The sequence below is a fragment of the Burkholderia sp. Cy-637 genome, from assembly GCF_011753175.1.
GTDB classification, from domain to species: domain Bacteria; phylum Pseudomonadota; class Gammaproteobacteria; order Burkholderiales; family Burkholderiaceae; genus Burkholderia; species Burkholderia gladioli.
In genome coordinates this window covers 17,150-36,896 of sequence record NZ_VWWC01000061.1, presented here as the reverse complement: position 1 = coordinate 36,896, position 19,747 = coordinate 17,150, and the positions used below count along the sequence as shown (strand labels likewise).

Below are 19,747 nucleotides of genomic sequence, written 5' to 3'. Positions count from 1 at the left end.
ATCGGCCTGGCCGGCGCGATGCTGCCGGGCCCCGCGCCGATCGCGCCGATCCCGGCCGGCTCGGCGGGCGGCGCCCAGGTGTGGAGCGCCGAGACGCTGGAGCGCGGCCGCCTGGTGGCGATCGCCGGCGACTGCGCGGTCTGCCACACGGCGCCGGGCGGCAAGCCCAACGCGGGCGGCTTCCCGCTCGAAACGCCGTTCGGCACGATCTACTCGACCAATCTCACGCCCGATGCGGAAACCGGCATCGGCGGCTGGTCCTACCCGGCCTTCGCGCGCGCCATGCGCGAGGGCATCTCGCGCGACGGCCATCATCTCTACCCGGCCTTTCCGTACACGGCCTTCGCCAGGCTCAGCGAGCCCGACATGCTCGCGCTGTATGCCTACCTGATGTCCCAGCCGGCGGTGAAGGCGGCGCCGCCGCCCACGCGCCTGCCGTTCCCGATGAACCAGCGGCGCCTGGTGGCCGGCTGGAACTGGCTCTATCACGACGACAGGCCCTATGCGCCCGATCCGGCGCGCTCGGCGCAGTGGAATCGCGGCAAGTACCTGGTCGATGGCGCCGGCCATTGCAGCGCCTGCCATTCGCCGCGCAACGCGCTGGGCGCCGAGAAGGGCGGGTTCGCCTACCTGAGCGGCGGCCAGGCCGAGGGCTGGGACGCGCCGGCGCTGGTCGCCGCCTCGCACGCGGCGCCGGTGCCCTGGACCGAGGACGCGCTGTTCCGCTACCTGCGCACCGGCTTCTCGCCCGAGCACGGCGTGGCGGCCGGGCCGATGGCGCCGGTGGTGGCGGGGCTTGCCGAGCTGCCCGAGGGCGACGTGCGCGCGATCGCGCATTACCTCGCCTCGTTGTCGCCCTCGGTCGACGCGCAGGCGGTGTCGGCCGCCGCCGCGTCGCGCGCCGGCGGCGCGGAGCTGGTCTCGACGCTCGGCATGGAGAACGGGCGGCGCGCCTTCGATGCGGCCTGCGCGGTCTGCCACGCGGAATCGGGCGGCGTCGGCCACTTCGGCGTGCGCCCGCTGATGGGCCTCAACACCAGCGTGAGCCACGCCAATCCCGACAACCTGCTGCGCGTGCTGCAAAACGGCATCGCCCAGCCGGCCACCGCCGCGCTCGGCTACATGCCGGCCTTCCGCGACGAATTCGACGATCGCCAGATGGCCGAGCTCGCCGCCTACATCCGCAAGCGATATGCGCCGGACCAGCCGGCCTGGCGCGATCTGGAAGCGGCCTCGGCACGGATCCGCGCGCAGGGAGCGGGGCATTGAACGCGCTCGAGGCCTTCCTCGCGCCGGGCGGCTCGGACGGCACCGGCTGGCACGGCGCCGAGCGCGAGGTGCTGGAGACGGCCGGCGCCTGGCTGGCGGCCGGCCACGCGGTCTGGCTGCATACCGTCGTGCATACCTGGGGATCGGCGCCGCGGCCGGTCGGCGCGATCATGGCGCTGCGCGACGACGGGAGGATCGCCGGCTCGGTATCGGGCGGCTGCATCGAGGACGAGCTGGCCGAGTCGCTGCGCCGCGACGGCCCGCCCGGGCCGCTGCCGGCCCTGCTCGAATACGGCCTGCTGGCCGACGAGGCGCATCGTTTCGGACTGCCATGCGGCGGCACGCTGCGGCTGGTGCGCGAGGCGATCACGCCGGCCAGCGGGTTCGGCGCGCTGCTCGATGCGCTGCGCGCCGGGCGCGTGGTGACGCGCACGCTCGATCTCGCCAGCGGGCGCGCCACGCTGGGGGAGGTGGCAGGGGATGCGGCGGCGCCCAGCTTCGACGGCCGGCGACTGGTCGCGCCGTTCGGGCCGGCCTGGCGGCTGCTGCTGATCGGCGCGGGCGAGCTGAGCCGTTACGTGGCCGCGATGGCGGTGCCGCTCGGTTACGCGGTCACGCTCTGCGACCCGCGCGACGATTACGCCGAGCCGCCGCTGCCCGGGCTCACGCGGGTGCGCACCATGCCCGACGACACCGTGCTGGCGATGCGGCCCGATGCGCGCACCGCCGTGCTGGCGCTGACCCATGATCCCAAGCTCGACGACCTGGCCCTGATCGAGGCGCTGCGCACGCCGGCCTTCTACGTCGGCGCGATCGGCTCGCGCCGCAACAGCGAGGCTCGCCGCGAGCGGCTGCGGCTGTTCGATCTCGACGAGGCGCAGCTCGCGCGCCTGCATGCGCCGATCGGCTTGTACCTGGGCGGCAGCACGCCGCCCGAGATCGCCGTGTCGATCGTCGCCGACCTGACCGCGCGCCGGCATCGCGTGCCGGTGGCCGGCTTGCGCGACGTCGAGGCGGGCAAGGCCGCCCGTGCCGCGCCGGATGGTTCGGGTGGGCCGGGGCCTTCGGGCTCTTAAGCGCGCCTTAATCCAGGGCCCCTAGCATGCCGATAGCGGTGACCGGTCGAAGCTGTCGAGCGGCGCCGCCAGCGCGCCCCGACGCGCCGGCATGCCGGCCCTGGCGCGCGCCCATCGACCAGCCCCTTGCCGCGACGGTGCGCCATGATCAAGCACTTCAACTACACGCTCGGCGACGAGACGATTTCCCTGTGTGCCAGCTTCGGCGCCGGCCCGGCCCTGCGCCGCGTGCTGGTGAGCCGAGCCGATTCGATGGAGACCCTGGTGGTGCTCGATGCACGCGGTTTCTCCGGCATGCTGAAGCTGGTGACCGAGGCGCCCGAGGGCTTGCTGGACGACGCGATCCGCAAGGTCGAGGACGAGCAACTGGTCGAGCGCGCGATTCGTGGTCGCGCGATCGTCGAGGCGCAGCTCTGAGTTCGGCGCCGCGCGGCGCGCGGCTTGGCTCAGGCGGCGGGGTTGGTCCCGTCGCCCGCCGGGTCGCCCTGCGCCAGCAGCCAGTCGAGCAGTTGCCCGACGATCGGCGATCGCGAAGGCCCGGCCACGCGTGACAACCACCAGGTCGTGCCGGGCAGGCGCGGGTAATCCTCCAGCACCCGCAGCGCGCCGCGCGCGATCTCGTCCTGCGCCGCCAGTCGCGATACGCAGGCCAGGCCGCGCCCGCGTCGCACGGCATCCAGCACCAGGCGCTGATCGTCGTAGATCGCCCTGATCCGGTAGGCCGACAACGGCCCGCGCAACAGCGCGGCGGTGCGCTCGTCGGTCAGGTTCTCCTCCAGGCAGATCAATCCCGCGTGCCGATGATGCTCGGCGCGCGGCACCCCGCTCAATTGCCGGGCCAGCCCGCTCGCGCAAACCGTCACCCATTCGTCGCGCAGCAAGGGCGTCTCCAGCAGGCCGGGCTGCTGCATGGGGCGCGCGCCGATCGTCAGGTCGACGTCGATCTCGTCGACGTAGCGCGCGCTCTCGTCGGTCGAGAGCAGCGGGCACAGCTCGGGCAGCGCCTGCTGCAACTGCTCGAGACGCGGCTGCAGCCAGCCGTGCAGCAGCGGCGCGGGACACACCAGCACCACCAGCCCCGGATCGAGATAGCTGGCGATCCTGCCGAGCCCGCTGCGCAGCGTGTCCATCGAGCGTTGTACGCTTCGCTGCAGCACCTCGCCGGCCACCGTCAGCTCCACGCCGCGGCCCACGCGGCGGAACAGCGGCTGCCCGAGCTGTTCCTCGAGCTGCTGGATCTGGTGGCTGATCGCCGATTGCGACAGGTGCAGCTCGTCGGCGGCGCGCGAGAAGTTGCCCAGGCGCGCGGCCGCCTCGAAGCCCATCAGTAATTTCAGGGAAGGAACGCGTTGCATGGAGATATGAGGAAAGTTGATTGATTGAGGCAATAAACATCATTTTTCATCAAGTCTGGCTGCCAGCACAATCTCGCATCGGCCAAACGTGAAGGCGCGGCATGAAAGGGACGGAATCCGGACCCGGCTGCGCGCCGGCGCGACAGGCTCCATCGATCTGATTGAGGAATTCGAGATGACGACACGACGCCATTTCCTGAAACGCGGTGTGCTGGCCTCCAGCGGCGCGCTGGCCGCGGGCGCGCTGGGCGGCGCCTTCAGCCTGCCGGCGCAAGCCCGCGACGAAGCCTGGCGGATGCCCGACGAGGGCGACCGGCATGCCGCCACCTGGATGGCCTTCGGCCCCAGCGAGGCGATCTGGGGCGCCCGGCTGCTGCCGGTGGCCAGGCAGAACCTGGCGGGCATCGCGCGGGCGATCGCCGCGCACGAGCCGGTGAAGATGCTGGTGCGCGAGCAGGAGCAGGAGACCGCCGCGCGTCTGTGCGGCGCCTCGGTCGAGCTGGTGCCCTGCGAGATCGACGATCTCTGGATGCGCGATACCGGCCCGGTGTTCGTCAAGGGCGCGGCCGGGCAGCTCGGCGCGGTCGGCTTCAACTTCAACGGCTGGGGCAACAAGCAGGAGCACGAGGCGGATGCCGAAGTGGCGGGCCTGGTCGCCGATCGCGCCGGCGCGGCGCGCGTCGCCACGCGCCTGGTGCTGGAGGGCGGCGGCATCGAGGTGGACGGCGAGGGCACGGCCATCATCACCGAGAGCTGCGTGCTCAATGCCAACCGCAATCCGGGCCTGGACAAGGCGCGGTGCGAGGCGGAGCTGTCGCGGCTGCTCGGGCTCAGGAAGATCATCTGGCTGCCCGGCATCGCCGGTCGGGACATCACCGACGGCCATACCGATTTCTATGCGCGTTTCGCCAGCCCCGGCGTGGTGGTGGCCGGGCTCGACCCGGATCCGTCATCCTACGATCACGCGGTGACCCAGCGCCACCTGGCGATCCTGCGCAAGGCCAGCGACGCGAAGGGCCGCCCGCTGAAGGTGGTGACGCTGCCCGGGCCGGGCAGCGTGCGCGCCCGGTATGAGAACGACCAGTTCGCGGCGGGCTACATCAACTTCTATGTCTGCAATCGCGCCGTGATCGCCCCCGAGTTCGGCGATGCGAAGGCGGACCGCAACACGCGCGACGTGCTGACCGACCTGTTCCCGGGGCGCGAGGTGATCCAGCTCGATATCGACGGGGTGGCGGCCGGCGGCGGGGGCATTCACTGCACCACGCAGCAGCAGCCGGCTTGAGCGAAGGCGGGCTGCCGGCCGGGCCGGCGCGGCCGGCTCGTCGCGTCGGTGGCTCGAGAGCTTGGCCCAGGCTCGCCCCTGGCGGCACCAGGAGGGGACGAGAATAGGGCGGCGTGGTTCGCGGCGCACGATCCCGGCCGGATCTTTCCGGCCTCAGTACAATGCACGGGTTCCGCCGTGCCGCCCCCTTTTTCTCGCCCGCCCCCGATGCCGCTGCCGACCATTCCGACCGCCCCGTTCTGTCCCGCCGAAGTGAAGGGCAGCATCACCATCGATGCCCGCGCGCCGTGGTCCCAGAAGCTGCGCCGCTTCGCCGGCCCCGGCCTGCTGGTGGCGATCGGCTACATGGACCCGGGCAACTGGGCGACCGACATCCAGGCCGGCTCCGAATTCGGCTATTCGCTGCTGTGGGTGGTGGCCTTCTCGAGCCTGGCGGCGATCTTCCTGCAGATGCTGGCCGCGCGGCTCGGCCTGGTGACCGGGCGCGACCTCGCGCAGGCCAGCTACGAACGCTACGGCCCGTTCGGCAAGTGGCTGCAATGGGTCACCGCCGAGATCTCGATCATTGCCTGCGACATCGCCGAGGTGCTGGGCTGCGCGCTGGCCTTCAAGCTGCTGCTGGGCGTGCCGCTGGCCTGGGGCATCGTGCTGACCGCGCTCGACACGGTGATCGTGCTGGGCCTGCAGGGCAAGGGCTTCCGGCAGATCGAGGCGATCGTGCTGGGCCTGATCGGCACCATGGCGTTCTGCTTCGTGGCGCAGGTGGCGATGGTGCCGCCCGACTGGCACGCGGTGGCCGCGGGCCTGGTGCCGGGCAACCCGGGCCATGACAGCAAGGACGCGATCGTGCTGGCGCTGGGCATCGTCGGCGCGACCATCATGCCGCACAACCTCTACCTGCATTCCTCGGTGGTCCAGACCCGCCGCGTCACCGGCGGCGAGCGCGGCCAGGTCCGCGACACGCTGGCGATGGTGCGCGTCGATACCTGGGTGTCGCTGCTGGTGGCGATGTGCGTGAACGCGGCGATCCTGATCCTGGCCGGTTCGGCCTTCCACGCGGCGGGGCATACCGGCGTGGCCGACATCGAGCAGGCCTACCAGCTGATCACGCCGCTGGTGGGCGGCGGCGCGGCGATCCTGTTCGGCATCGCGCTGCTGGCTTCCGGGCAAAGTTCGACGCTGACCGGCACGATCGCCGGGCAGGTGATCATGGACGGTTTCCTGCAAGTGAAGATTCCCTGCTACCAGCGTCGCCTGATCACGCGCGGGCTGGCCCTGGTGCCGGCGCTGATCGGCGTGCTGGTGCTCGGCGACGGCTCGGTGGGCAAGCTGCTGGTGTGGAGCCAGGTGCTGCTGAGCCTGCAACTGCCGTTCGCGATGTGGCCGCTGATCCGCTCGGTCAGCGACCGCCGGCTGATGCAGGACAACGCGATCGGCCTGCCCGCGCGCCTGTTCGCCTGGCTGCTGTTCGCCGTGATCACCGGCACCAACCTGCTGCTGGTGACGGGCGTGGTGGGCTGAGCGGCCGGCGCCGGGCGGGTTTTGCTTCCTTTGGCGAGGTAAGGCCCGACGATGCCGTCGATTGGTTTCCCATGTATTGATCGAGGCTCGGCTGGCCGGGCGCCGCTTGCCGTGCTCCGCTTGTGAATTGATACGTTATATCGTAACATCGCCTCTCGCCGGCACATCGCGGTCGAGTTCGTAGCGAGACGCCATTTGCCCGGCGGTCTTTGTCGCCGCACGTGCCGCATCCAATGCGCCCGCCGGCAGCCATGCCCGAGGCAGCGCGTCCATTCCCGGACCGATTCCGTGCGGGCCACCTCAATCCTTGCAGAGACATGTAGGCATGAATTCCGCTCGCACAATTATTTCGTTTTCCGAAATGACGACGAGGCATGCCGACTCGGAAAGCGCAGCCGCGCAAGCTTCGCGTCCACGGGAGATGCCCGCATGAACGCGCCGATCCAGCTCTACAACACGCTCACGCGCGAAAAGTCGCCGCTGCGCACGCCGGTGCCGGGGCGAGTGACCCTCTATGTCGGCGGCCCGACCCTGCACGACCATGCGCACCTGGGCAACGCGCGACCGGCGGTGGTGTTCGACGTGCTCGCCCGGCTGCTGCGCCTGCACTACCCGGACGTGCTCCATGTCGGCCGGCTGGCCGATGTCGACGACCGCATCCACGCGGCCGCGCTCGCCGCCGGCGAGTCCGTCGAGGCCTTCACCGCGCGTTATCGCGACGCCTGGCGCGAGGACCTCAACGCGCTCGGCGTGCTCGCGCCCGACGTCGAACCTCGCGCGAGCGAGCAGGTGGCGGGCCTGGTCGAGCAGGCCGCGCGCCTGCTGGAACGCGGCCATGCCTACATCGAGGCCGGGCACGTGCTGTTCCACGTGCCCTCGTATCCCGGTCATGGCCGGCTTTGCGGCCGCCCGGTGGAGGACATGATCGCGCTGGCGCGCGGCGAACCCGCGCCGCGCCGGCGCCATCCGCTCGATTTCGTGCTCTGGAAGCCGGCCGAGCATGGCTTTCCGGCATGGCCCAGCCCCTGGGGCGCCGGGCGTCCCGGCTGGCACGCGCAGTGCACCTCGATCCTGGAGCGCGAGCTGGGCCGCGAGATCGATATCCATGGCGGCGGCCAGGACCTGATCCATCCGCATCACGAGAACGAGATCGCGCAGCTCGCCTGCGCGAACGGCATGCCGCCGAGCCGGACCTGGCTGCACAACGCCTTCCTGACCGTGAACTGGCAGAAGATGTCGAAGCCGCTGCGCAACGTGGTGACGCTGCGGGCGCTGCGCGAGCGCGCGTCCGGCGAGGCGATCCGGCTCGCCCTGCTGTCGGTGCACTACCGGCAGCCGCTGAACTGGAACCTGCAGCGCCTGTCCTCGGCGCGGCGCACGCTCACGCGCGGCTACCACGTGCTGGCGGCGGCGCGCGACACCCGCGTCGACACCGCGGTGGAACCCGACGAGGCGGTGCTGGCCGCGCTGCGCAACGACCTCAACGTACCGGCCGCGCTGGCGCGGCTCAACGGTCTGCTGGCCGCCGTCGACGGCGCGGCGACCGAATCCGCCCGGATCCGCGCGAAGTCACGCCTGCTGGCTTCCGCGCGGCCGCTCGGCCTGCTGCAGCGCTCGCCCGAATCGGCCCTGCGCGAACTCGGCGCCGAGGCCGTGCCGCGCGAACGCGCGCGTCGCGCGCCGGCCGATGAATTCGACCTCGAACCGGCAGCCGCCCTGGAGGCGGATCCGGAAGCCCGCGCCGACGACAGCGCCGGTGGCCGGCACCGCACCCGCTTCGCGACCCAGGGCGCACGATGCTGATCCGCAAGCTGTTCCGCTTCGAGAGCGCGCATATCGTGCGCGGCTGCACCACGCGGCGCTGCGCAAGCTCGGTGCATGGCCATTCCTATCGCGTCGAACTGCTGCTCGAGGCCCACGCGTTCGACCACGGCCAGATGATCTACGACTTCGGCCTGCTCAAGCACGAGGTGCGCGAGCTGATCGACGGCTTCGACCACGCGGTCGCGCTCTGGCGCGACGACGATGCCGACTACCTCGCCGCGATGCGCCGCCATTCCGAGCGCTGGGTGCTGCTGCCCGTCTCGCCGAGCGCCGAGCAGTTCTCGCGCCTGTTGTTCCGCCTGATCGACACGCTGCTCGACGCGACCGACATGGCCAATGGCGAGGCCGACGTGCAACTGCACTCGGTGATCGTCCACGAGACCGAGACCGGCTACGCGCAATGCTTTCGCGCCGACGCCGTGAACCCGAGGATGGGACCGATCGATCTTCGGGACATCGAATTTTCCCCGGCGATCCTCGGGGAATGGCGCGATCCCGCGCTGCTGGCGCGGCTCGCGCGCGGCGAGCGGATCGCCAATCCAGCGCCGGTCGCGCCGGCGCCGGCCTACTGAGCCCACCCTCTCATCCAACGGAGCCCGAGACATGCAAGTTCTGTCCTCGCTGAAGGAAGCGAAAAAACGCGATCGCAACTGCCAGGTGGTGCGCCGCCGCGGACGCATCTACGTGATCTGCAAGACCAATCCGCGTTTCAAGGCGCGCCAGGGCGGCGCCCGCAACAAGCACAAGGGCTGAGCTTTACGCACATGATCCGCAAGAACCCGCGCGGCGACCTGCCGCGAATCCATCCCGACGCCTTCGTCGATCCGACCGCCGTGCTCTGCGGCCTGGTGATCGTCGAGGCGAACGTCTTCATCGGGCCTTACGCGGTGATCCGCGCCGACGAGATCGACGCGAACGGCCATATCGAGCCGATCGTGATCGGCGCGCACTCGAACATCCAGGACGGCGTGGTGATCCACTCGAAGTCGGGCGCGCGCGTGAGCATCGGCCAGCGCACCTCGATCGCACACCGGGCCATCGTGCATGGCCCCTGCGAGATCGGCGACGGCGTGTTCATCGGCTTCAACAGCGTGCTGTTCAACTGCGTGGTGGGCGACCGCTGCGTGGTGCGCTACAACGCGGTGGTGGACGGCTGCCGGCTGCCGCCGCATTTCCACGTGCCCTCCACCGAGCGCATCGGGCCCGAGACGGATCTCGAGGCCTATCCGCAGGTCACGCCCGACGCGAGCGAATTCTCCGAGGACGTCGCGCGTACCAACAACGAACTCGTGCATGGCTACAAGCACATCCAGAACGAATTCTGAGGCGACCGATGCGCATCACGCGACAAGGCGGGGGAGCGGCATGAGCGGCACCCTCGAACAGGACGAATTCGACGCTCGCCTCGCGCGGCGCCATGCCGACCTGCTGGTGACGGGCGGCACGGTGCTCACGCCGGGCGGCGAGGCCAGCATCGACATCGCCTGCCTGGACGGCCGGATCGTCGCGCTCGGCGAGCTGTCGCGGCGCTGGAGCGCCGAGACGCGGCTCGCGGCCGACGGCCTGCACGTGCTGCCGGGCGTGATCGATACCCAGGTGCATTTCCGCGACCCGGGCCTGACCCACAAGGAGACGCTCGAGGCCGGCACGCGCGGCGCCGTGCTCGGCGGCGTGACGGCGGTGTTCGAGATGCCCAACACCCAGCCGCTCACGCTGGAGGCCTCGGACCTGCGCGACAAGCTGCAGCTCGCGCGCGGCCGGGCCTGGTGCGATCACGCCTTCTACCTCGGCGGCTCGGCGCTCAATGCCGAGCGGCTCGCGGTGCTGGAGACGCTGCCCGGCTGCGCCGGCGTGAAGGTGTTCATGGGCAGCTCGTTCGGCAACCTGCTGGCCGACGAGGACAGCGTGCTGCGCCGCATCGTGCGCAACGGCCGGCGCCGCATGGCCGTGCACGCCGAGGACGAGGCGCGGCTGCGCGAGCGGCGCGCGCTGGTGGAAGCCAGCCGCGACGTGCGCGACCATCCGCGCTGGCGCGATCCGGAAAGCGCCTTGCTGGCGACCCGCCGGGTGGTCGGCATGGCCGCCGAGACGGGCCGCAAGCTGCACGTGCTGCACGTGACCACCGCCGAGGAGATGGCCTTTCTCGCGCAGCACAAGCGGCGCGTCAGCGTCGAGGTCACGCCGCACCACCTGACGCTCGACGCGCCGGCCTGCTACGAGCGGCTCGGCAGCCTCGCGCAGATGAATCCGCCGGTGCGCGACGCCTACCATCGCGAGGCGCTGTGGCAGGCGGTGCGCGACGGCGTGGTGGACGTGATCGGCAGCGATCACGCGCCGCACACGCGCGAGGAGAAGGCGCGGCCCTATCCCGATTCGCCGAGCGGCATGACCGGCGTGCAGACCCTGCTGCCGCTGATGCTCGACCACGTCGCGCTCGGCCGCCTGAGCCTGCAGCGCCTGGTCGACCTGACCAGCGCGGGGCCGGCGCGGCTGTTCGGCATCGAGGGCAAGGGGCGCATCGCGCTGGGCTACGACGCCGACCTGACGATCGTCGACCTGGCCGCGCGCCGCATGATCGGCAACGACTGGATCGCCAGCGTCTCGGGCTGGACGCCGTACGACGGCGTCTGGTGCCGCGGCTGGCCGATCTCGACGGTGCTGCGCGGCCGGCCGGTGATGCGCGATGGTGAGCTTCAGGGCCAGCCTTCGGGCATGCCGCTGACCTTCCTCGACATCGCGCCGGGCTGAAGCCTGCCGGCGCGCGGCAACCGGCGCGGCCGTCTTCCTGACGCGAAGCTTGCGGGACGCGATGCACGGGCGAGCCGGTGGCGAGGCTGCGCTATGCTGCGGTTTCCTCATGTCGTGTCGTGTCGGATCGCGCGCCGGTCGGCGCGACGAACACGGCACCGATCGAGCCAGGAGACCGAGCAGATGACGGACAGCGTGGAGTGCGTGGTGATCGGCGCCGGCGTGGTGGGCCTCGCGGTGGCGCGCGCCTGCGCGCGGCGCGGCTGGGAGACGGTGATCGTCGAGTCGGAAGCGATGATCGGCACCGGCACCAGCTCGCGCAACAGCGAGGTGATCCACGCCGGGATCTATTACGCGGCCGGTTCGCTGAAGGCGCGTCTGTGCGTGGCGGGCAAGCAGCAGCTCTATGCCTATTGCGAGGCCGGCGGCGTGCCGCATCGGCGCTGCGGCAAGCTGATCGTCGCGACCGACGCGGCGCAGCGCGACGCGCTCGACGCGATCGAGGCGGCCGCGCGCGCCAACGGCGTGACCGACCTGCACCGCCTGGACGCCGCCCAGGCGCGCGCGCTGGAACCCTCGCTGCACTGCGTGGCCGCGCTCGAATCGCCCTCGACGGGCATCGTCGACAGTCATGCGCTGATGCTCGCGCTGCTCGGCGACGCCGAGCGCGCCGGCGCGATGATCGCCTATCGCTCGCCGGTGAGCGGCGGCGAGATCCTGCGCGAGGCCGGCGGCCCGCTGATCGAGCTGGAGGTGGGCGGCGACGAGCCGATGACGCTACGCGCGCGCCGCGTGATCAACGCGGCCGGCCTGCATGCGCAGGCGGTGGCGCGTGCCTTGCGCGGCCTGCCCGCCGACACGATCCCGCGCGAGCGCTACGCCAAGGGCAATTACTACTCGCTGGCGGGGCGCGCGCCGTTCTCGCGGCTGGTCTACCCGGTGCCGGAGCCCGGCGGGCTCGGGGTGCACCTGACGCTGGACCTGGCCAACCAGGCGCGTTTCGGCCCCGACGTGGAATGGGTCGACAGCATCGACTACCGCGTCGATCCGGCCCGCGCCGAGCGCTTCTACGCGGCGATCCGGCGCTACTGGCCGGCGCTGCCCGACCAGGCCCTGCAACCCGCCTACTCGGGCATCCGCCCCAAGCTCGACACGCCCGATGCCGACTTCGTGATCCAGGGCGCCGGCGTGCACGGCGTGGCGGGGCTGGTGAACCTGTACGGCATCGAATCGCCGGGGCTGACCGCCTCGCTGGCGATCGCCGACGAGGTGCTGGCGCGCCTGGACGAGGCGGCCGGCTGAGCGCGACGAGCCCGGCGTCGCCACGCGGGCTGCCCGTCCCCGACTCGGTAGGCGTCCCTCAAGCTTCCTCGTTTGAACCCGTCGCGGCCCGGCGCCGGCGCGCCGATCTGGCGGGCGCCGGCGCGGCCAGCGCCGCCGCCTGCGCGACGTCGACGGGGATGAAGGGCGCCTGGAAGTGGTCGACCAGAAAGTCGATGAAGGCACGCGAGCGCGTACTCTGCTTGCGCTGCCCGGGATAGTAGACATAGAGATCGGCCGAGGGCAGCACCACCTCGGGCAGCACCAGCCGGAGGCGCCCGCTCTGCAGGTACTTGGCGAGATCCCATTCGGAGCGGATCAGGATGCCGTGGCCATCGAGCGCCCAGCGCAGCACGATGTCGCCGTCGTTGCTCGACAGCGAGCCGTTCACCTTCAGCGCCTCCAGATGATCGTCCTGGATGAAGTTCCAGACGCCATAGGCATCGTCGTTCTGGCTGTGGATGATGCAGCGATGCGCGACCAGTTCCTCCTTGCGCAGCGGTGTGCCGGCGCGCTCCAGATACTTCGGCGAGGCGCACAGGAAGCGCCGGTTGCTCATCAGGCGGCGCGCGCGCAGCCGGCCGTCGGGCAGCTCGCCGAAGCGGATCGCCATGTCGAAACCGCCCTCGACCAGGTCGACCGGCTTGTCGGTCACCACGAACTGCACGTCCACATGCGGGTAGCGCTTGGCGAACTCGGAAACCAGCGGCGCGATGGTGGTGCGGCCGAAACCCAGGGTGGCGTTCACGCGCAGGCGCCCATGCGGATCGGCCGGCGTGCCGGCGATCGCATCCTCCATCTCGCGCACCTGCTCCAGGATGCGCGCCGCGTAGCGCGCGTAGGTCTCGCCCTCGGGCGTGAGGCTGATGCTGCGCGTGGTGCGGTTCACCAGCCGCGCGCCCAGGCGCGCCTCCAGGATGCCGAGCCGCTTGGTGGCCGCCGGCGGCGTGAGCCCCATCGAGCGCGCCGCGCCCGACAGGCTCCCGAGCTTGGCCAGCTGGACGAAGAACGCGAAGTCGGAGGTGATGTCGGTTTTCACTTTTGGTGAAAGATGAAATGAATTCCGGTGAATTCTAGCGCCGGTCGACGCGACTAAGCTAGACCCCGTTGCCGCATGGTTTGCGTGCCCGAACACCGAGAATTCGTGTCACCAGGAGACACCCGCATGAGAATCGTAGAAATCCGCGAAAAGACCGTCCCGATCAGCTCGCCCATCCGCAATGCCTACATCGATTTCAGCAAGATGACGCTGAGCCTGGTGGCGGTGATCACCGACGTGATCCGCGACGGCAAGCCGGTGGTCGGCTACGGCTTCAATTCGAACGGCCGCTACGGCCAGGGCACGCTGATGCGCGAGCGCTTCATCCCGCGCCTGCTCGAGGCCGACCCGGCCTCGCTGGTGGATGACGCCGGCACCAATCTCGATCCGCACAAGATCTGGGCCACCCTGTTCCAGAACGAGAAGCCGGGCGGCCATGGCGAGCGCTCGGTGGCGATCGGCACCATCGACATGGCCGTGTGGGACGCGGTGGCGAAGATCGAGGGCAAGCCGCTGTTCCAGTTGCTGGCCGATCGCTACGGCGACGGCCAGCCCGATCGCAAGATCTTCGTCTACGCGGCGGGCGGGTATTACTACCCGGGCCAGGACCACGGCAAGCTCAAGGACGAGATGCGCAGCTATCTCGACCGCGGCTACACGGTGGTCAAGAAGAAGATCGGCGGCGCCTCGCTCGACGAGGACCTGCGCCGCATCGACTCGATCCTCAGCGTGCTCGGCGACGGCCAGAAGCTGGCGGTGGACGCCAACGGCCGCTTCGATCTCGACACCGCGGTGCAGTACGCCAAGGCGCTCTCGCAATACGACCTGTTCTGGTACGAGGAGCCGGGCGACCCGCTCGACTTCGAGCTGCAGGCCACGCTGCGCAACTACTACGCGAACCCGATGGCCACCGGCGAGGACCTGTTCTCGATGCAGGACGCGCGCAACCTGATCCGCTACGGCGGCATGCGCGCCGACCGCGACTGGCTGCAGTTCGACTGCGCGCTCAGCTACGGCCTGGTGGAGTACCTGCGCACGCTGGAGATGCTGCGCGAGCACGGCTGGTCGGCCAAGCGCTGCATCCCGCACGGCGGCCACCAGATGTCGCTGAACATCGCGGCGGGGCTCGGGCTGGGCGGCAACGAATCCTATCCGGACCTGTTCCAGCCTTACGGCGGCTTCCCCGACGGCGTGAAGGTCGACAACGGCTACATCACCATGCCGGACCTGCCGGGCATCGGCTTCGAGGGCAAGTCGGACCTGATCGTCGAGATGCGCAAGCTGTCGGACTGAGCGCGGCAGGCAGTCCCTCGCGGGGCCGCGTCCGACGACGCGGCCCCGCCGTTTCACTCCAAGAACAAGAAAGACTGGCGGATTCGCGTGCAGGGCCGCGACGAGACGGACGCGGGAGGCGCGCGTTCCGGTTCCCATCGGAAGACGGCATGCACAGGAGACAGACATGCTGGTATCGCGCATCCGGAAATCGCTTTCGCGCCTCTACGTGCAGGTGCTGATCGGTATCCTCGCCGGCGTCGTGGTCGGCCACTTCCTTCCCGATCTCGGCTCGCAGTTGAAGCCGCTCGGCGACCTCTTCATCAAGCTGATCCGCATGGCGCTCGCGCCGATCATCTTCGCCTCGGTGGTGGTCGGCATCGCGCGCATGAACGACCTGCACGAGGCGGGCCGCGTCGGCGTCAAGGCGCTGCTGTATTTCGAAGTGGCCTCGACGCTCGCGCTGCTGATCGGCCTGGTGATCGTCAACCTGGTGCGGCCCGGCAGCGGCATGAACATCGACCCGGCCACGCTCGACAGCGCCTCGATCGCCACCTACACGCACGCGGCCCAGCAGCACGGCATGCTCGAGTTCTTCATGAGCATCGTGCCGGGCAGCATCGTCGGCGCCTTCGCCAAGGGCGAGATCCTGCCGATCATCTTCTTCTCGGTGATCTTCGCGATCGCGCTGGCCAAGCTCGGGCCGCGCACCGCGCCGCTGGTGGACATGCTCGACATGTTCCTGCAGGGCATGTTCGGGGTGGTGCGCATCGTCATGTACGTGGCGCCGATCGGCGCCTTCGGCGGCATGGCCTTCACCATCGGCAAGTACGGCATCGGCACGCTGGCCTCGTTCGGCCAGCTGATGCTGTGCCTCTACCTGACCTCGGTGCTGTTCGTGGCGCTCGGGCTCGGGCTGGCGATGCGCCTGTGCGGGCTGTCGCTGTGGAAATACCTCCGCTACATCAAGGACGAGATCCTGATCACGCTCGGCACCGCCTCGACCGAGGCGGTGCTGCCGCAGATGCTGCTGAAGATGGAGCGCATGGGCTGCTCGCGGCCGGTGGTCGGCATGGTGCTGCCGACCGGCTATACCTTCAACGCCGACGGCACGGCGATCTACCTGACGATGGCGGCGCTGTTCATCGCGCAGGCCATGAACATCCACCTGTCGATCTGGGATCAGTTGCTGGTGCTGGGCGTGCTGCTGCTGACCTCGAAGGGCTCGGCCGGCGTGGCGGGCGCCGGTTTCGTCGCGCTGGCCGCGACCCTGGCGACGATGCGGCAGATTCCCGTCTCGGGGCTGGTGCTGCTGCTCGGCGTCGATCGCTTCCTCAACGAGGCGCGCGCGGTCACCAACCTGATCGGCAACGGCGTGGCGACGGTGGTGGTGGCGCGCTGGGAAGGCGCGCTCGACATGGACCGGGCGCGCGCGGTGCTCGATCGCACGCATCACGAGGAGCTGGCGCTGGAGGCGCCGCACGACGCACCGCCGGCCGATGCGCACGCGGGCGCGGGCTTGCCGTTGTCGGGGCCGGGGCTGCGTTGAGGTGGTTGGCGGGCCGGGCAGGGCGCGGGGCTTGCCGGTCGAGCGATTGAGGTAGTGCTTGCGGGCCGCGAAGCGTTGCTTGCCGATGTGATTCGCTGAGCGTCGCGAGATCGATCCGGTTCAGTCCGGCATCAGCCGCCGGCATTCGGCGAGCACGCGCTGGCGCAGCCAGCGATGCACGGGATCGGCCTCGAGACGCGGGTGCCACATCTGCGAGACGGTGATTCGCGCGGTCGCGACCGGCAGCTCGAACACATGCAGGCCGTCCTCGGCCGCGGCGCCGCGATGAACCAGGAACGAGGCCGGCACCAGCGCCACCAGGTCGGTGCCGCGCGCGATCGCCAGCGCGGCCGGGAAGCCCGGCACCACGGCCACGATCGCGCGTTGCAGGCCGAGCTCGGCCAGCGCGTCGTCGACGGGGCCGCGCGGGTCCTCGTGACGCGAGGCGACCACATGCCCGAAGCCGGCGTAAGCCTCGGCGCTGACCACGTCCTCGCGAGCCAGCGCATGCCCCTGCCTGACCACGCCCACGAATCGATCGCGGAACAGCGCCTGCAGGCGCACTTCCGGCCCCATCTCGCCGAGCACGCCGATCTCGAGTTCGGCCGAGCCGTCGCGCAGTGCCGCGGCGCTCTTCGAGGGCTTGGCGGTGAAGCGCAACCGCAGATGCGGCGCCTCGGCCGCGGCGGCCGCGACCAGGGCCGCGCCGAAGGCTTCGACGAAACCCTCGTTGCTGCGGATCGTCAGGGTGCGGCGCAGCGAGGCCAGGTCGAGGTCGGCGCCGGCGGGGCGCAGCACGGCCAGGGCTTCGTGCAGGGTGTCGCGGGTGCGTGAGCGGATCGCCTCGGCATGCGGGGTGAGCAGCATCTGGCGCCCGGCGCGCACCAGCAGCGGGTCGCCGGTGGCCTCGCGCAGCCGCGTCAGCGTGCGGCTCATCGCCGAGGCGCTCAGGCCGAGCCGTCGCGCGGCGCCGGCCACGCTGGCTTCGGCCAGCAGGGCGTCGAGCGCGACGAGGAGATTGAGGTCGGAATCGGCCATGCGCGGATCCTAGCATGGGCATTCCGACATGGCGTGCGCTGCAACCCATCCCTGCACGCCGCGCGCCTTCCGCCCGGCCGGGCCGCTCGCTACATTGCCTGCATCGGCCGACGATGGCGTCGGCCGGCTTGCCAGGACATCGCACATGACACATTCCCATTCCCAAGCGACCGCGCTGATCGTCGGGGCCTCGCGCGGCCTCGGTTTCGCCCTGGTCGACCAATACCTGCAACGCGGCTGGCGCGTGATCGCCACCGGCCGCGCCAGCTCGCTGGGCGCGCTGCGCCAGCGTGCCGAGCGCGCCGGCGGCCTGCTCGAGGTCGAGAGCGTCGACATCACCGTGCCCGAGCAGGTCGAGGCCTTGCATCGGCGGCTCGCCGGGCGCCGCCTCGAGCTGCTGTTCGTCAACGCGGGCGTGAAGAACGACGACGGCGAGACGATCGCCGATGTCTCCACCGACGAGTTCGTGCGCGTGATGGTGACCAACGCACTGAGCCCGATGCGCGTGATCGAGCGTTTCGAATCCCTGGTGACGGCCGCGGGCATGATCGGCCTGATGTCATCGGGGCAGGGCAGCGTGGCCAACAACGAGAACGGCAACTACGAGGTCTACCGCGCCAGCAAGGCCGCGCTTAACATGCTGATGCGCAGCTTCGCGGCGCGCCATGCCGGCGATCCGCGCACGCTGCTGCTGATGGCGCCGGGCTGGGTGCGCACCGACATGGGCGGCCCGCAGGCGCGCCTGGGCATCGACGAGAGCATCCCGAAGCTGGTCGACACGATCGCGGCGAACGCCGGGCGCCCGGGCCTGCAATACCTCGATTACCAGGGGCGCGTGGTGCCGTGGTGAGCGATGACGCGGCGGCCCGGCGATGACATCCGATGTAATTGGCGCGCCGCGCCCGCGCTCGTAGTCTGGCCGGGTCGCGCTGCCATTCCGGCGGCGCGCGTCGACCCGGAGCCATCATGTCGCTTTATCCCGTCCACACGATCGAATCCGCCCCCGCGCAATCGCAGCTGGTGCTGCGCCAGTTGCAGCAGGCCTTCGGCCTGATCCCGAACGTGGCCGCCACCATGGCGGCCTCGCCGGTGCTGATCCGCGGCTTCATCGGCCTGTTCGAGCAGGTGCATGCGAGCAGCCTCACCGAGCCGCAGATCCAGGTGCTGCTGCTGACCAACGCGGTGGTCAATGCCAGCGCCTGGCCGGTGGCCTTCCATACCGTGCTGGCCATGCAGCAGGGCGTGGCGCCCGCCGATGTCGAGGCGATCCGGCGCGGCGAGCTGCCCGAGGACCCGCGGCTCGCCGCGCTCTCGGCGCTGGCGCGCAAGCTGATCGAGCGGCGCGGCCGCCTGCCCGGGGCGGATCGCGAGGCCTTCCTCGCGGCCGGCTTCAGCGCGCCGCAGGTGCTGGAGGTGGTCGCCGTGGTGGCGGCCTCGACCATCACCAACTACAGCTGCGGCGTGACGCAGCCGCCGCTCGAGGCACAATTCGAGGCTTACGCCTGGCAGGCACCGGCTGTTTGAGCGGGTTGGCCGCTCGTGCCGCCCCGTGTCACGCCGGTCACGCCGGTCACGCCATGCAAGGAGATCCGATGAGCGCCGAGCGTTCCGATCCGAAAACCGCCGCCAGCGAGCTGGGCGAGCTGCTGCGCTACTGGCGCGGTGTGCGCGGCGCGAGCCAGCTCGGGCTGTCGCTCGAGGCCGGCATCTCGCAGCGGCAGATCAGCTTCATCGAGAGCGGGCGCAGCGTGCCGGGCCGCGACACGCTGCTGACGCTGGCCCAGGCGCTCGAGGTGCCGCTGCGCGAACGCAATGCCTTGCTGCTCGCGGCCGGCTACGCGCCCGTCTACGCGGAGCCGCCCTGGAACGCGCAGGAGATGCAGGGCGTGATTCGCGCGCTGGAGCGGCTCGTTTCACAGCACGAACCTTTTCCGGCGATCGTGATGGACCGTCACTGGAACGTGCTGATGAACAACCAGGCGGCGCTGCGCTTGTTCGGCAGCTTCATCGACATGGCCGCGCGCCAGGAGCCGCGCAACATGCTGCACGTGATCTTCGATCCGCGCGGCCTGCGCCCCTTCCTGGCCGACTGGGACGCGGTGGCGCGCAGCCTGCTGCAGCGCCTGCATCGCGAGACGGTGGGTCATGCCGTGGATGCCGGCACGCGGCGCCTGCTCGACGAACTGCTCGCCTATCCGGCGGTGCCGCGCGACTGGCGCACGCATCGCGCGAGCGCGTCCTCGGCGGGCCTGCCGATGATCCCGCTGGGCTTCGTCAAGGACGGCGTGGTGCTGCGCTACTTCTCGCTGGTCACCACGGTGGGCGCGCCGCAGAGCGTGAGCGCGCAGGAGCTGCGTCTCGAATCGATGTTTCCCGCCGACGAGCAGACCGAGGCCCGGCATCATCAACTGCTGGCCGGGCAAAAACTGGCGCCGGGCTAGACGCGCAAAC

Annotated in this window: 19 protein-coding genes; 16 read left to right on the top strand and 3 right to left on the bottom strand. The window is 70.6% G+C overall.

Annotated elements, in window-relative coordinates; translation table 11 throughout:
- From F3J10_RS17610 to F3J10_RS17600, 3 genes are all read left to right on the top strand, one after another.
- Positions 1-1,269, top strand: a 1,269-nt coding sequence (locus F3J10_RS17610) for a cytochrome c (RefSeq protein ID WP_167242626.1), incomplete at its 5' end; no start/stop codon positions are given.
- A gap of 68 nt (positions 1,270-1,337) precedes the next feature.
- The gene (locus F3J10_RS17605) at positions 1,338-2,345 is read left to right on the top strand and encodes an XdhC family protein (protein ID WP_345791218.1); all 1,008 of its coding nucleotides are present in this window, start codon (positions 1,338-1,340) and stop codon (positions 2,343-2,345) included.
- Between the two features lie 144 nt (positions 2,346-2,489).
- Positions 2,490-2,762 (top strand): hypothetical protein, encoded by a 273-nt coding sequence (locus tag F3J10_RS17600; RefSeq protein ID WP_017921582.1) that lies wholly within the window; start codon positions 2,490-2,492, stop codon positions 2,760-2,762.
- 29 nt (positions 2,763-2,791) lie between these two features.
- On the opposite strand, the gene F3J10_RS17595 is transcribed toward F3J10_RS17600, so the two are convergent.
- Positions 2,792-3,700 (bottom strand): LysR family transcriptional regulator, encoded by a 909-nt coding sequence (locus F3J10_RS17595; RefSeq protein WP_205200330.1) that lies wholly within the window; start codon positions 3,698-3,700, stop codon positions 2,792-2,794.
- Positions 3,701-3,875: 175 nt separating this feature from the next.
- Between F3J10_RS17595 and F3J10_RS17590 the strand changes: the two genes are divergently transcribed.
- The 8 genes from F3J10_RS17590 to F3J10_RS17555 all read left to right on the top strand — a co-directional run bounded on the left by F3J10_RS17590 (position 3,876) and on the right by F3J10_RS17555 (position 12,380).
- On the top strand, positions 3,876-4,985 hold the full coding sequence (locus F3J10_RS17590; protein ID WP_025098629.1) for an agmatine deiminase family protein: 1,110 nt from the start codon (positions 3,876-3,878) through the stop codon (positions 4,983-4,985).
- A 207-nt stretch (positions 4,986-5,192) separates the two neighbouring features.
- Positions 5,193-6,506, top strand: coding sequence for an Nramp family divalent metal transporter (locus F3J10_RS17585; RefSeq protein WP_013697300.1), 1,314 nt, complete (start codon positions 5,193-5,195; stop codon positions 6,504-6,506).
- 429 nt (positions 6,507-6,935) lie between these two features.
- Positions 6,936-8,309 (top strand): cysteine--tRNA ligase, encoded by a 1,374-nt coding sequence (locus tag F3J10_RS17580; RefSeq protein ID WP_167242624.1) that lies wholly within the window; start codon positions 6,936-6,938, stop codon positions 8,307-8,309.
- Positions 8,303-8,902 (top strand): 6-carboxytetrahydropterin synthase, encoded by a 600-nt coding sequence (locus tag F3J10_RS17575; RefSeq protein ID WP_167232592.1) that lies wholly within the window; start codon positions 8,303-8,305, stop codon positions 8,900-8,902. Before F3J10_RS17580 ends, F3J10_RS17575 begins: the two co-directional genes overlap by 7 nt.
- Before the next feature lie 31 nt (positions 8,903-8,933).
- On the top strand, positions 8,934-9,083 hold the full coding sequence (gene ykgO / locus F3J10_RS17570) for a type B 50S ribosomal protein L36 (RefSeq protein ID WP_025098626.1): 150 nt from the start codon (positions 8,934-8,936) through the stop codon (positions 9,081-9,083).
- 11 nt (positions 9,084-9,094) lie between these two features.
- Positions 9,095-9,655: a carbonate dehydratase gene (locus F3J10_RS17565; protein ID WP_013697304.1), complete on the top strand. Its 561-nt coding sequence runs from the start codon at positions 9,095-9,097 to the stop codon at positions 9,653-9,655.
- Between the two features lie 40 nt (positions 9,656-9,695).
- Positions 9,696-11,078: a dihydroorotase gene (locus F3J10_RS17560; protein ID WP_167242623.1), complete on the top strand. Its 1,383-nt coding sequence runs from the start codon at positions 9,696-9,698 to the stop codon at positions 11,076-11,078.
- A 183-nt stretch (positions 11,079-11,261) separates the two neighbouring features.
- A complete protein-coding gene (locus tag F3J10_RS17555; RefSeq protein ID WP_166913560.1) occupies positions 11,262-12,380 on the top strand; it encodes an NAD(P)/FAD-dependent oxidoreductase in 1,119 nt (372 codons plus the stop codon).
- 58 nt (positions 12,381-12,438) lie between these two features.
- Here the strand turns inward: F3J10_RS17555 and F3J10_RS17550 are convergent, their stop codons facing one another.
- Entirely contained in the window at positions 12,439-13,437 is a 999-nt protein-coding gene (locus F3J10_RS17550; protein ID WP_025098623.1) for a LysR family transcriptional regulator, read from the bottom strand.
- A gap of 126 nt (positions 13,438-13,563) precedes the next feature.
- Here F3J10_RS17550 and F3J10_RS17545 point away from each other — a divergent pair, with 126 nt between their 5' ends.
- Positions 13,564-14,730 (top strand): mandelate racemase/muconate lactonizing enzyme family protein, encoded by a 1,167-nt coding sequence (locus F3J10_RS17545; RefSeq protein WP_167232586.1) that lies wholly within the window; start codon positions 13,564-13,566, stop codon positions 14,728-14,730.
- Positions 14,731-14,896: 166 nt separating this feature from the next.
- Complete coding sequence (gene dctA, locus F3J10_RS17540) at positions 14,897-16,258, top strand: C4-dicarboxylate transporter DctA (protein ID WP_167232584.1); 1,362 nt, start codon at positions 14,897-14,899, stop codon at positions 16,256-16,258.
- A 120-nt stretch (positions 16,259-16,378) separates the two neighbouring features.
- Here the strand turns inward: dctA and F3J10_RS17535 are convergent, their stop codons facing one another.
- A complete protein-coding gene (locus F3J10_RS17535) occupies positions 16,379-17,296 on the bottom strand; it encodes a LysR family transcriptional regulator (RefSeq protein ID WP_167242622.1) in 918 nt (305 codons plus the stop codon).
- 145 nt (positions 17,297-17,441) lie between these two features.
- Between F3J10_RS17535 and F3J10_RS17530 the strand changes: the two genes are divergently transcribed.
- The 3 genes from F3J10_RS17530 to F3J10_RS17520 all read left to right on the top strand — a co-directional run bounded on the left by F3J10_RS17530 (position 17,442) and on the right by F3J10_RS17520 (position 19,737).
- A complete protein-coding gene (locus F3J10_RS17530) occupies positions 17,442-18,146 on the top strand; it encodes an SDR family NAD(P)-dependent oxidoreductase (protein ID WP_167242621.1) in 705 nt (234 codons plus the stop codon).
- Positions 18,147-18,262: 116 nt separating this feature from the next.
- On the top strand, positions 18,263-18,820 hold the full coding sequence (locus F3J10_RS17525) for a carboxymuconolactone decarboxylase family protein (protein ID WP_167242620.1): 558 nt from the start codon (positions 18,263-18,265) through the stop codon (positions 18,818-18,820).
- A gap of 68 nt (positions 18,821-18,888) precedes the next feature.
- Positions 18,889-19,737, top strand: a complete 849-nt coding sequence (locus tag F3J10_RS17520; RefSeq protein WP_167242619.1) for a helix-turn-helix transcriptional regulator — start codon at positions 18,889-18,891, stop codon at positions 19,735-19,737.
- The last annotated feature ends 10 nt before the right edge of the window (positions 19,738-19,747 follow it).